General features: G+C 39.1%; 10 protein-coding genes. 3 read left to right on the forward strand and 7 right to left on the reverse strand.

The features are described 5' to 3' along the window. Nucleotides 1-914 precede the first annotated feature (914 nt). Entirely contained in the window at nucleotides 915-3,425 is a 2,511-nt protein-coding gene (locus AN944_RS16845; protein WP_055025811.1) for a bifunctional diguanylate cyclase/phosphodiesterase, read from the forward strand. A 9-nt stretch (nucleotides 3,426-3,434) separates the two neighbouring features. On the opposite strand, the gene AN944_RS16850 is transcribed toward AN944_RS16845, so the two are convergent. Both AN944_RS16850 and AN944_RS16855 read right to left on the reverse strand, forming a co-directional pair. Further along, nucleotides 3,435-4,379, reverse strand: a complete 945-nt coding sequence (locus tag AN944_RS16850) for an alpha/beta fold hydrolase (protein ID WP_235530984.1) — start codon at nucleotides 4,377-4,379, stop codon at nucleotides 3,435-3,437. Between the two features lie 152 nt (nucleotides 4,380-4,531). Further along, complete coding sequence (locus AN944_RS16855; protein ID WP_055025813.1) at nucleotides 4,532-6,367, reverse strand: DUF885 family protein; 1,836 nt, start codon at nucleotides 6,365-6,367, stop codon at nucleotides 4,532-4,534. Nucleotides 6,368-6,592: 225 nt separating this feature from the next. Between AN944_RS16855 and add the strand changes: the two genes are divergently transcribed. After that, nucleotides 6,593-7,588 (forward strand): adenosine deaminase, encoded by a 996-nt coding sequence (add, locus tag AN944_RS16860; RefSeq protein WP_055025814.1) that lies wholly within the window; start codon nucleotides 6,593-6,595, stop codon nucleotides 7,586-7,588. A gap of 61 nt (nucleotides 7,589-7,649) precedes the next feature. On the opposite strand, the gene hemN is transcribed toward add, so the two are convergent. The 5 genes from hemN to AN944_RS16885 all read right to left on the reverse strand — a co-directional run bounded on the left by hemN (nucleotide 7,650) and on the right by AN944_RS16885 (nucleotide 12,513). Beyond that, nucleotides 7,650-9,026 (reverse strand): oxygen-independent coproporphyrinogen III oxidase, encoded by a 1,377-nt coding sequence (gene hemN, locus AN944_RS16865; protein ID WP_080914512.1) that lies wholly within the window; start codon nucleotides 9,024-9,026, stop codon nucleotides 7,650-7,652. Between the two features lie 255 nt (nucleotides 9,027-9,281). Then, on the reverse strand, nucleotides 9,282-9,743 hold the full coding sequence (locus tag AN944_RS16870; RefSeq protein ID WP_055025816.1) for a DUF2489 domain-containing protein: 462 nt from the start codon (nucleotides 9,741-9,743) through the stop codon (nucleotides 9,282-9,284). A 78-nt stretch (nucleotides 9,744-9,821) separates the two neighbouring features. After that, nucleotides 9,822-10,361: a Der GTPase-activating protein YihI gene (yihI, locus tag AN944_RS16875; RefSeq protein ID WP_055025817.1), complete on the reverse strand. Its 540-nt coding sequence runs from the start codon at nucleotides 10,359-10,361 to the stop codon at nucleotides 9,822-9,824. Between the two features lie 55 nt (nucleotides 10,362-10,416). After that, nucleotides 10,417-11,079, reverse strand: a complete 663-nt coding sequence (locus tag AN944_RS16880) for a methyltransferase domain-containing protein (protein WP_055025818.1) — start codon at nucleotides 11,077-11,079, stop codon at nucleotides 10,417-10,419. A gap of 813 nt (nucleotides 11,080-11,892) precedes the next feature. Continuing rightward, nucleotides 11,893-12,513 carry a cytochrome c gene (locus tag AN944_RS16885; protein WP_055025819.1) on the reverse strand — a complete coding sequence of 207 codons (621 nt, stop codon included), beginning with the start codon at nucleotides 12,511-12,513 and terminating at the stop codon, nucleotides 11,893-11,895. A gap of 167 nt (nucleotides 12,514-12,680) precedes the next feature. Here AN944_RS16885 and yihA point away from each other — a divergent pair, with 167 nt between their 5' ends. Continuing rightward, nucleotides 12,681-13,343, forward strand: coding sequence for a ribosome biogenesis GTP-binding protein YihA/YsxC (gene yihA, locus AN944_RS16890; RefSeq protein WP_055025820.1), 663 nt, complete (start codon nucleotides 12,681-12,683; stop codon nucleotides 13,341-13,343). Nucleotides 13,344-13,606 lie beyond the last annotated feature (263 nt).

The following is a 13,606-nucleotide window of genomic DNA, read 5'->3' on the forward strand; positions in this document are numbered from 1 at the left end:
GAACTCAGTAGTGAAACGCAATCGCGCCGATGATAGTGTGGGGTCTCCCCATGTGAAAGTAGGTCATCGCCAAGCGCCTAATTTCTCTTAATTGAGAGCAGATAGCCCGTTACTGACGTAACGGGCTTTTTTGTGTCTGATTGTTAAGTGAATTGAGTGCAACTAAAGACAGTGTGGACGATATGCCCATGTAAAAGTAGGTCATTGCCAAGCGCCTAATTTCTCTTTTAAGAGAGTAGATAGTCCGTTACTCACGTAATGGGCTTTTTTGTGTCTGTAATTTAAGATAAACATGCTCAGGAACGAAGCTAAAGCTCAATTTTAGACTCATCAACTTCTGATAGTTTGTTTGATATGCCCATGTAAATGTTGGTCATTGCCAAGCGCCTAATTTCTCTTAATTGAGAGCAGATAGCTCGTTACTTACGTAACGGGCTTTTTTGTGTCTGTAGTTTAAGAATACATCCTCGGAAACAAAGCTATAGCTTAAGTTTAGACACATCAACTGCTGATAGTGTGTTTGATATGCCAATGTGAAAGTAGGTCATTGCTAAGTGCCTAATTTCTCTTTTAAGAGAGCAGATAGCTCGTTACTCACGTAACGGGCTTTTTTGTGTTTGATCATTGAGGCAGGTTGTTGAGAAAGTTATTCTCATTTTTGTGTGAGCTCATTATGAGCACTGGTAGATTTTTCCTCACAATGTGTCACTTAAGAAAACGAAATTTCTTATTTGTGTTTTTATCTAACAGCTAATTAATTAGTGTATAAAAATGCTGGAAGAGCGTTAATATCCCTTAATAATCAGACAAATGTATTATGTTTTGGTTAAAGTCGTTTTTATAGTTGTTGATTGTGTTTGTCTTTAGTATGTTATCAATGCGATACATTCTTATTAACAACTAACGGTGTACATTTGCCAAAGCGACCTTCTTTTTCACTATCGTTCTTAGTGCCATTTTTCTTATGTTCTCTGTACTTATTATTAGTTAGCGGAGAATTTTACTATGAGAGAGATGAATTACGTTCAGAGGTCGCAGCAAGAGAGTCTAAACAGATTCAGAAAGATCTATTTAGAATGATCCATGTGGTAGAGTCTGCCCTGTCTGTACAAGATATTTCGAGAATTGAGCAAGAAGTATCCTTAGTTTCTACTGATAGCCATATGATGGTGTATGTCATTCTTGATGCTTCTAGTAGGATCAAGTTTGCTAACCATGTAATTTGGCGAGAAAGTGATGCGCAGAATGTTGTTGAAGGTTACTCAAACGATATTCATCAACAAGTTGTTGCCGATGGTGAGTCTTTTATCAAGGTCAATAAAGACCGTTTATCAATTCAAGCTTATTACCCTATTAATACATCTTCTAACTACAGCTACTCAAGTGCTGTAGATGTGATTTATCTAGAATATGATATTTCTTCACTTATTGCTGACGCATCAGATCAGTTACAAAAGCGCTTTGTTTTCATTTGGGGAGCAGGTGGCTTACTTGTCGTATTTTTCTGTTGGGCTTTATATTGGTTATTAGTTAGACCGGTAAAGCAATTAACTACAAGAGCAAAAAATGTTCTGCAATCTAAACCAGATAACACAAGAATTAATTGTCTAGTTGAAGAGGTGTATAACCTTGGCGAATCGTTATTACATGCCGAAAAGCTAATTCAAGATAATAACCAAAAGGTGACAAACTCTGAGCAGCGTTGGCTGTATTCAATCAGTGCTAATAATAATGGCATATGGGATTGGAATACCCAGACGAATGAGGTCTTCTTATCTGATAATTGGAAAGAAATATTAGGTTATGAGACGAATGAAGTTACAAATAATTATGACGCGTGGGAATCTAGACTGCACCCAGATGAGAAAAACACTGTACTACGCGCTATTGAGCAATGCTTAGCTAATAAAACCGATCACTATGAGAGTGTTCATCGGTTACTCAATAAAAGTAACGAGTACATATGGGTGCTGGACAAAGGACAGATTATTCAGTGGGATGACAAAGGTAATCCGATTCGAATGATTGGGTCTATTACTGATGTCACTGCAGAGCTGCAAAATCAAAAAATTACTGTAGAGCGCCAAAGCCATGCTGGTGTGTCTGATATTAAAGACCGTGAAGCATTAGCAAATGAACTATTTGATTTACAGGCTTATGCACGTAAGTCTGGTCAGTATTGCACTATGATGCTAATTAATTTAAGCAATATTAAGCTGGTTAATGAAGCTGTTGGCGAGCAATTGAGTGACAGATTATTAATGCAGATATCAGCACGATTAGCGGGGTCTTTTGCAGGAAGTTGCTTATTGAGCCGCTTAGGTGATGATGAGTTTGTTATTGCAGCTAAAAACTTAGGAGCGAACTTAGAACATGCTAACAAACGGGCTTTAGCGTTAGCGAGTGAAGTCAGGCAAGTTGTTGGACGAAGCTTTAATCTCTCAGGACAAGACTTTTCTGTTTTTACTCAAATCGGCATGGTGGTATTTGATGGTAAGGAGTCTTTAGACCCGAGTCAGTTATTATCTAGGGCTGATACTGCTTTAGGTAAAGCAATTGAGAGTCCCAATAACAGTTGTGTGTTACATAGTCTGCAGCTAGATGGAAGTCATCATGAACCTCAAAAGCTTCATCAAGAATTAAAGAAAGCCATTAAGCTCAATCAAATGTCTTTAGTGTATCAACCTGTTGTTGATATTGATGGTAATACAGAAAGTGTCGAAGTACTGATGCGTTGGCATCATCCTGAGTTCGGTTACATTAGTCCTAAGCAGTTTATTCCAGTCGCAGAGCTGTCTAACTCTATTTTTGAGCTTGAATTATGGATGTTAGATGAAGTGTGTCGTTTCATCGATAGCTTGCACAATACAGAACTTTCTTGTCCTTGTTTTTCGATCAATATTTCCTCGAGGCACTTTCATCAAGATATGTTTGTCAGTGTTATCCAATCAAAAATTGAGTCTAGAGGTGTAAAACCGGAATATATTCAATTGGAGTTGTCAGAGGATATCTTTTCGATTAATCCAGTGACGGCGAAAGCTAAAATACAAACGTTGCAACGTTTAGGTGTCAGAGTCGCTTTGGATGACTTTGGCTCAGGATTGTGTCCGTTATATCGTTTACATGGGATCCATTTTTCACAAGTTAAGTTTGCAGCGAGTTATATCAACGATATTACGATTTCTGAAGACTCGAGAAACATATTCACCTCATTGGTTAATATGACTACAGAGCTTAACTACCCTGTCGTGGTAAAACAAATTGAAGACCGACAGCAATTAACCACACTCAGTCAGCTGAAGAGTAATCTATTCCAAGGATATGTGATTAGCCGACCGCTAACTCAACAGGACATAAAACACCTTCTAGAGTCAGAGTTGACCTTAAGTGTGGTTTGGAAGGTGCCTTTTAATGCCTTGTCTTAGTGCCTAAATTCAATACTGATTTAAAAAAGTGACTAAGCTACGTAGTGCTTGGTTGCGTGCCTCATCTGCTTCGACAAAGACTTCATGGCGACAGTTAGCAATCCTTTTTATCTGGCAAAGGTTATTCTCAGCTCTATTTTGCGCCATGTTATCAACAATTTCATCATCTAGCGCTTGGAGTATCAGGATTGGCTTAATGCTTAATGCTGCTGCATTTATTGCGCGCTCTGCGGCATCAATTGCTTCAAGTAACCAATGATTAGTGGGTGAGCCTAGTTGAATTTCAGGGTGTTGAGCAAACACATCTAAAATCTGTTGGTACCTTGCTTGACTATGTGTCAGATGGTTTTTTTCGAACTCTACTGCTTGGTAATTGGTACCGCCGAGTACGTAGTTAGGCTGTTTATTTGGTTGTTTTTCATTGTAAGTATCTAATAGTGTTGCCAATGAGCGGATGAAAGCCTTATTAAATGGCAACTTTATTCCATACATGGGGGCGGAAAACACAGCAGCATTAAATACTGTCGGATGTTGCTGCATATATAAGGTTCCAATTGTTCCCCCCATTGAATGGCCAACTAAATATAAATCTTGGTGCGCTTGGGGCTTAACCACTTGCTCAACGAAGTCATTTAGATCATCAATGTATGTTTGGAATTTATTAATATGCCCTTGATGCTTGTTGGTGGTTGTTCGAGTTGAAAGCCCCTGACCTCTATGATCGAGAATATATAAACTAAAGCCTTGTTGATAAAGATCGAACATTAGTTCTTTGTACTTCAAATAGCTTTCAACTCGGCCACTGCTTATTACAATCGCTTTGCGACTATGTGGGTGATTAACATGAGCATAGGCGATGGAGATGTTCTCTTTGATCATGGTGGATTGCGTGACTGTTTGCCAGAATGCTTGTTGTTGATCGCTATTGAGTTGTTGTTCTGACGAAAAATACAAATCACTCACCTTTGGTTATCTGAGAATATATCGATATAAGATTGGGGCAGTGTAGCAAACTAACAGATGATATTTTAGTGAAAGTGATGTGTTGCGAGGAAACTTGCTATATTGACTGGTTTAGAGAACCAGTCAATATAGCGTTGACTTAGTTAAGCTTGTTTCTGTTGTTCCGCTATAAACTCATTTACTTTTTGCTCTAAAATTTCCATGGTGATTGAACCATTTTCTAGTAACGCATCGTGAAATAATCGGATATCGAAGTCTTCGCCTAATGCTTCTTCAGCTTTATTGCGTAAACGCTTAATCGTGAGCTCACCGATTTTGTATGATAATGCTTGTCCTGGCCATGAAATATAACGGTCGATCTCTGTGGTCACATTGTGCATTGATAGCGCAGTATTACTTGCCATAAAGTCAATGGCTTCTTGTCTTGTCCAACCTTTAGCATGCATGCCAGTATCGACGACAAGTCTTGCAGCGCGCCACATTTCATATGTTAAACGGCCAAAATTACTATACGGGTCTTGATAAAAACCTGCTTCAAGGCCGAGATATTCAGAGTATAAACCCCAACCTTCACCAAATGCAGAGATATAACTGTATCGTCTGAAGTTAGGTAAATCAGTTAGCTCTTTGTTTAATGATATTTGCAGATGATGACCCGGTACAGCTTCGTGTAAAGTGAGTGCTTCCATTTCATAAAGTGGACGTTTATCTAAGGCATAGGTATTGACCCAATAATAGCCTGGCTCATCGTCTCTATTGGAGCCAGAGTAGCGACCTGTTGTGTACTTAGGTGCTATTTCGGCAGGTACTGGTTTAATACCATAAGGCGTGCGGGGTAGCGTTGCGAAGTATTTAGGCAATACGGCATCGGCTTTTTTGGCAATATATGCCGCTTCTTTTAATAGCTCTTCTGCCGTTTTGGGATAGAACTGAGGATCTGTACGTAAAAAGTGTAGGAAGTCAGCGAAGCTGCCTTCAAACTCAACATCTGATATCACTTGTTCCATTTCCGCTTTGATTCTCGCGACTTCCTCAAGACCGAGCGCGTGTACTTCATCAGCTGTCATATCAAGAGTTGTGTAGTAAGCAACTCTGTTTTGATAAAAAGATTTGCCATTAGGTAGATCGTTAGCAGCAATCGAGGTTCGCGCATTCGGGATATATTCTTGCGTCATAAAGTCAAAAAACTGCTGATACAAGGGGAGCACTTGTTCACTGACCACTTGTTTGCCTTTTTTCTCAAGTTTCGCTTTTTGCTCTGCAGTAAAGTGACTTGGAAATTGGATAAATGGTTTGAAGTATCGACTTTGCTCTACAGGCACAATGTATGCGCTAATGCTATCTTCGAATCCTGTTAAGGTCGCTTTAGCTGGTGTAATGCCACTACTTAGCCCTTGTTTTAGCCAAAAGGTCTGTTGAGCAAAGTAATTTGATAACGCTGCTAATTTGGTTAAGTAGTTTTCATAATCTTGAGTTGTGTTGAATGTGGCATTAGCCATAGATGCGACATATGCATGGAAACCACTTTCTGCGGTGATTGGTAGGTAATGATCTTTATAACGGTATAAATCAACCTCATTTTGCAGTTGGTATTGTAGCAACTGTGCATTTATCTTACCTGTTGCAGATAGCGTGTTTTGGTCAAGTTGCTTTAAAGATGACAGGAGTTCTTGCTGACGTATGTTTTTGGCTGCCAGTGTCTCAGGCGACAGGTCGGGTAGTTGTGAAGCTTTGGATTCATCACCAAGTGAATAAGCGAGCTGAGGAGAAAAATCTAAGTTAACTTGCCAGGCTTTATCTATAATTGATTGAAGATCCATGTCTTCAACTTTTTTACTGGCTGAGACATTTTGCGTTTCGCTTGCGACTTCTTCACTTTTGTAATTATCGCCAAGATAATATTGGGCTTTTGAGCCAGTGGTCATTTTACAGCCAGTTATTGACAGCATGATTATCGCGGGCAAGATTAGCTTACGCATGTTGTATCCCTATGTAGACTTTGAATTTTGGGTTAAATTTCTCAGTTACAACATAACAATTCAACAGTTAGCACGCTAGCGATTCAGGCGGAAATATTTGTTACTGATTGTACTATTTAGGCGATTAAAACGTCATTTTTTTGTGGAGGCGTGTTAAACTTCGCCATGCTAGATGTTCATTATAAAGAAAACAGATTTAGCTTAAAAAATTAATAGGGGTTAATAATGATCAATACATCCATTCCATTAGTTGATTTGCATCGTCATTTAGATGGCAACGTTAGAGTCAATACCATTTGGGAACTCGGACATCAGCATGGAATTAAGCTGCCTGCACAAACGTTAGAAGCTCTTGCTCCGTTTGTTCAGATCCAAGGTAAGGAAAACAGCTTAGTCGCTTTTTTAAAAAAGCTGGATTGGATGGTAGCTGTATTAGCGGACTTAGATGCAGTCAAACGTGTCGCATATGAAAATGTCGCAGATGCAGCGATATCAGGATTAGATTACACCGAGTTACGCTTTAGCCCGTATTATATGGCAATGAATCACAATTTACCGATTGAAGGTGTGGTTGAGGCTGTCATTGATGGTGTCAAAGCTGGTGTGAAGGAGCACGATGTTAAAGTTAACCTTATTGGCATTATGTCGCGTTCGTTTGGTCAAGAAAAATGCCGCTTAGAGCTTGAAGGTCTGCTTGCTCACCGTGATGCATTAGTTGGTATGGATTTAGCCGGAGATGAATTGGGTTTCCCTGGTGACTTATTTAATGAACATTTTAAATTAGTCCGTGATGCAGGCTTACAGATTACAGCACATGCTGGTGAAGCTGCTGGTGCAGAGAGCATGTGGCAAGCGATTCAAGAGCTAGGTGCGACTAGGATAGGGCATGGTGTAAATGCTATTCATGATCCTAAGTTGATGGAGTATTTGGTTAAACACTCAATAGGTATTGAATCTTGCCCTACCAGTAATTTACATACTTCTACAGTGGCTGATTATGATGCTCACCCATTTACGCAATTCTTAGATGCGGGTGTATTGATTGGACTCAATACCGATGACCCTGGTGTGAGCAATATTGACATTCAGCATGAATATCGTATTGCTAAGTCTGAACTTAACCTATCTGATGAGCAAATTGCCCAAGTACAACGTAATGGCGTTGAAATGGCATTTCTATCAGACAGTGAAAGAAAAGCACTATACGCATCAAAAAAATAATGAATGTTTAGATAATAAAAAACCGCTGAAATCAGCGGTTTTTTGTTTTCATTTCCGTGTATTAGATAACACGTGAGAACTGTTGTTGACGTGCTTTTTGACGATAATAAACATCAAAACACATACAAATATTACGAATTAATAAACGGCCTGTAGGGCTAATTGTTAGTTTACGATCAGTAATATCAACCAGTTTGTCATCGATGAAGGTTTGTAGCAGCTTTAAGTCTTCTGCAAAGTATTCTTCAAAGTTCAAGTCAAATTGCTGTTCAATTTTAGTTAAATCTAAATCGAAGTGACAGATCATTTGCTTAATGACGACACGGCGAATTTCGTCATCACGATTTAAGCTACAGCCTTTCCACAATGCATGACCAGTTTCATCAATTGACTCGTAGTAAGGGCGAATATCTTTCTGGTTTTGAGCGTAACAATCACCAATCTGGCTGATTGAAGAAACACCTAAGCCCAGCAAGTCACACTCTTCTTGCGTTGTATAACCTTGGAAATTTCGGTGAAGCTTACCTTCGTTTTGTAGCTTAGATAACTCGTCGTCAGGCTTAGCAAAGTGATCCATGCCAATGAACTGATAACCTGCAGAGGTCAATGATTCAATGGTTTGGTGCAGCATGTCGAGCTTTTGCTGTGGCGATGCCATGTCTTCATCTTTAATTTTACGCTGTGCTGCAAAACGAGACGGTAAATGAGCATAGTTAAAGATTGATAAACGATCAGGTGATAGCTCAATAACACGCTGAATTGTTTCAGCGAAAGTTTCTGGTGTTTGATGTGGTAAGCCGTAAATTAAATCGGCATTAGTAGACACAAACCCCATGTCTTTTGCTTTAGCCATTAGGTCAAAAATGAATTTCTCATCTTGCTCACGGTTAACAGCAACTTGTACTTTTTTATTGAAGTCTTGAACACCAATAGAAATACGATTAAAGCCAGCTTCTTTAAGTGTATCCAACATCGATAGTTCGATTTCACGTGGATCGACTTCAATTGAGAACTCGCCTTCATCAGCAAAGTTAAAGTGACTTTTTATTAATTTAGACAGGGTTAAGATTTGCTCTGGGTTTAAGAATGTCGGTGTACCGCCACCCCAGTGCATTTGAGTCACGGTGTAGTGTTTGAATAAAGGAGCGCGTTTTATGATTTCGCTGGCAAGATATTCAATATACTGATCAGCCTTATGAGCATGACGAGTAATGACTTTATTACATCCACAGTAATAACAAAGCTTGGCGCAGAAGGGGATGTGAATATATAAAGACAGCTTATCGCTTTTACTGGTTTCGATAGCAGATAGTAGGTTTTGCTCAGTAAAAGTATCATCAAACTCTAATGCCGTTGGATACGACGTATAGCGTGGACCACTGTAGTTATATTTTTCGATCATCGACTGATCCCAACTTATTTGTGTGGGCTGCTTCAAGGCGCGTCCTCCGAGTAAATTAGCAATAGACGAAGTATGCAGCCATCTTTGACAAAAAACCTTGAACTACGTTGTAAATTTGAAACTTGATGTTGCTAGAAAGGCCATATTTAGCCAGAAAGCTGTGAAGTTTTGTGAATTTGTGCAATGGCTCACAGCCTTAGCTACGCACTTGGGGCAGAAACCTGCCTCATATTAACTTATTGATAATAATGAGACTTGTTATCAAATAGAGGTCTTAGTCGTTAATAAACTCTAATGCACGAAATGAAATTGTGTGATTTTTTTTGCATCATCCAGTATGCCTTGTTCCAGTTTAGCTTCAGATTTCATCCGCGCTAAATCTAGCTTCATTCGCTGTTGTTTGGCTAATGCCTTACGCTCTTCTTTAATCGGATGCGCTTTGATGCAGTCGTAATGCTCAAAAATGCTCGGGAACTCAACAGCCATTTGTTCAGACATGGATAATGCTTCAAATAATTTAGCGATACGCATGACACCCTCTGAAGGCTCACATCGTTCTTCAAGCATTGCTGAAGCGATATATTTAATATCATCCAATACTTTCTGCTTTTTTTGTTTGGCATCGTTTAAACGTTGCTGCTTGGCCGCTTGTGCTACTTTTTGCTGTTTGTTGAGTTTGCTTAATAGGAAAACTGCGTAACACGCTAATAGAACTACAATAACAACGGCGATAACAATAACAATGCTAGACACAAACTATCCTTATTAACTTATTCACTATGCAAGATATAAAAATGGCATGCCGACTAAAGCATGCCATCTAAAACACTCTTATGACTGGTAGTCTTTTAAGACATCGGCACCTGTTTCAAAGCGATCATATAAATCATCATCAGATGCCACTTTACCTGTTTGAGGCGGAAGTTCTTCTGCATCTGAAATACCCAATTTTTCCATTAAGGCTTCAATTTTAGAAAGTTGACCATCTAACCACTTTTGATCGTCAGCGGATAGGTTTTTACCTTCTTCTAATAAGTCCAGTAATTGGTTAAATCTTGGGTCTTCTTCAAGCTTAAGTAATTTTTGCTCATCTGTTAGCTTTGGCTGTTTTACTTTTGCTTCGGCTTTTTCTGCGACAGGCGCAATATTTAACGCAACAGGCTTTTTACTGCCATGGCGAGGATCGTTATTTTTCGTCGTTTTAATATGCGGTGATTGCTTTTTAATTAGCGCTTCATTATGACGACTGCCAGACTTACGGCCGCTTTCTGTTTTTTTGCCGCCAATGGCTTTACGCTCAGATTTTTTGACTCTTGGTGCTTGTTTAGGGCCATTTTCGCCGCCCTTGCGCGATTTTTTGCTACGAGCCATCGGTGATCTCATGTAGTTGTATAAATTTGGCTAGATGGGTATGAGCCACCTCGCACTAAATAAGGATGCGCTTTATATCAGACTTTGATGTTTTTTGCATCAATACGAGCTCTTTAGCTGCAAATAATAGCTTAAATTCGCTATTTTGTGCCAAATACTCGAAAGTTTGTTGGCTATAGAAGCTCACGTGGCTGGGATTGTTTTTAAAATGCCACTTCGAAAAAAGGCTTAAATCAGTTAGCAGTGAGGTGCTGATTGCTAACCAGCCGCCTTCTTTTAATAAGCTAGATAATAAAGCCCACTCTTTAGCGGGTTGTTGAAAATGCTCAAGTACTCGATAGCAACAAATGAAATCATACTGGCGATTAAATATATGCTGATCAATTTTTATAAATGGGTCGTATTGATAAAGACAGTGTCCTGCATGTTCTATTTTATCTAAACTATTACTGTCCAATACTCGGCCAAAATTAAGGCCAGTTAATGGCCCATGTTGCTGAGCGCTAATTTGGGTAAGTAAAGGTTGGATGAATTGAACAAGCTGTTTTTGCTTTGAGGCTTTATTGGCTCTGCCATAGCGTTGTTTTAACGCTGCAGGCATTAGATATGATTGTGGGTTTGCAAAGACTAGATGGCAGTCAGAGCAGGTATAAAATGCTCTTTTTTTGTCTTGAATAAAAAACTCAGCAGCATTGCTGCACAACGGGCATTTAATCATTGATATAAGAAGCGACCCAACAAAGATGATAATTATCAATCAATAGCAGATTTTTTGAAAATAAGAAATAAAAAAGGTGGCAGTAAACTGCCACCTTGAAAGATAGTGCTTATCGCACCAAATTTTGATTCCAAGTATCCATACTTGCTATGTGACTATCCCGGTCAGTATCCATCTTATTTTTAGAGCTTTCCGTGCATTTTTAGTTGTTATCGGTCTTCAATGACACTTTTTTTATATCCTGTTGCCGTCCTGACCACAGCTTCCGTAGATGGTCTTCAATGACTCATCAATATCCTTAGTTGTCTTCAATGACATGAGTAAACAATCCGTGTTTAAAAGTACCTTCCAGTGATAAACAAGCCTCCGCAAGTGCATCCTAAGCAAATTAGCTTCCTATGCTGCTACTTTAATCCTTAAAGTAGTGTCCTTATGGGGTTCTATCTCTGTTGCGTAAGGGAGTGCTATTTAAGCGTATCGACCAATAAGGTCTGTTCCTTACAAATTCTGTATGACCTGGATTTCAAGCTGAAATCACGACTCTTATTATTATTAGTGAGTGGTCTTATTTATATTATTGTTATTTATTAATTTTATTCTTATATCTTAAATGTAAACGTATCCGAAATCTGTGAAGTAGAATTAATATTTTTGTTCTCACAGTTGGGTTCATCTCGGTACGGGGCTATTTAACCCTAAAAGCGTGATCTCTGTCAAGCGTGAATATTGATAAGTTTACGTAAACGTAAACATTGAGTAATAAAAAAGGGTGAATAATCACCCTTTTAGCTTCATCAATTTATGAATAAAAAATTACTTAAGGCTTGAAATGTATTGAGATAAAACTTCAATGTCACTGTCAGATAACTTTTTAGACACATCCTGCATCATGCCATTTAAATCATTGTTACGACTTGTATCACGGAATTTGGTTAACTGAATCTTGATGTAATCAGCATGCTGACCACCAATCGCAGGGAAGCCTGCTAGCTCACCGCCTTTTCCGTCTGGTCCATGACAAGCCATACATGAAGTAATGCCACGAGCCATGTCTCCACCTTTATATAAAGCCTCACCTTCGGCTGGCACATTGGCCACATCAGCTACCGTTTGAGTTTGGCTTGCGTAATAAGCAGAAACATCTTTAATATCTTGTTCAGATAAAGGCAATGACATGCCAGTCATGGTAGGATCATTACGACCTTCTTTGCCGCCGCTTTTCGCTGCCGCTTGGAAATCATGTAATTGTTTTTCTAGATAAGATGCGTGCTGTCCGGCCAATTTAGGCCATATAGGAGCAATGCTGTTACCGTCAACACCGTGACAGGCAGAACACATAACTGATTTAGTTTTACCCGCTTCCACATCACCTTCAGCGATTGCAGGCGTTGATATAGCGGCAAATACAGACAGCGCAAGAGCTAACTTTTTCATGGCGTTCCAACTTCTTGTTTAATTTATTGTCCTGAGCTTACTAGGAAGACCCGCAAGCGTGGTAAAATCTACAAACTGTGATCAGGCTAATATTTTACACGAAAATGTGGAAAAGTAAGCAAATCTTACATAATTAAGGTATTACCTAAAAATTATTGGAGTAAATCGTGTCAGAAACGCGTATAGATTTTCGAAAAACCAAGTTTTTAATTAGTGCGCCAGACATTGCACATCTCGATCAGTACTTGCCTGGTGATACTGGAGTAGAAATTGCGTTTGCTGGCCGCTCAAATGCGGGTAAGTCTAGTGCTTTAAATGCACTTACTGAGCAAAAAAACTTAGCGAGAACCAGTAAAACCCCTGGGCGAACTCAACTGATTAACGTTTTTGAGTTAGATGAAAACCGTCGCTTAGTCGATTTACCTGGCTATGGTTTTGCTAAGGTACCTTTAGCGATGAAGAATAAATGGCAAAAAGCCTTAGGTGAATATTTGCAAGAGCGCGCCTGTCTAAGCGGTGTCGTTGTGTTGATGGATATTCGACATCCGTTAAAAGATTTAGATATGCAAATGATTGAGTGGGCGGTATTAAGTGAAATTCCAGTTTTAGCATTACTGACTAAATCCGATAAACTTGCTCAAAATGTCAAAATGAAAACGGTTAATGCCGTGCGCAAAGAGCTGGCTGAATTTGGTGACTGGGTAAAAGTTGAGCCTTTCTCATCATTAAAAGGCACTGGAAAACCTAAAGTCTTAGGTATTTTAAACGAGTGGTGCAATCCCAGCTGGTTGACTGAAGCTGAGCAGCAAGCAGAACAAGATAAAGAATAACTGATAGCGTAAACCGCTTTAATACAGCCGTTGAGTTAATTCACTCAGCGGCTTTTTTGTGCTTAAGGTTTGAATATAACGGTATATTGGTACTAGACGGTGAATATTAAGCAAAAAAAAACCGACGACATAATGTCACCGGTTAAAAAAATTAGCTCTTTTGGGGAGAAGCTAAATTCAACAAGACTCAAGTGCCACCTACTCATCGATGACGCTCAATAACGATATAGTAATCGTTTTTTACACAGATTTAAAGTATTTAC

Origin of the sequence: Shewanella sp. P1-14-1 (assembly GCF_001401775.1) — a bacterium.
GTDB lineage: Bacteria > Pseudomonadota > Gammaproteobacteria > Enterobacterales > Shewanellaceae > Shewanella > Shewanella japonica.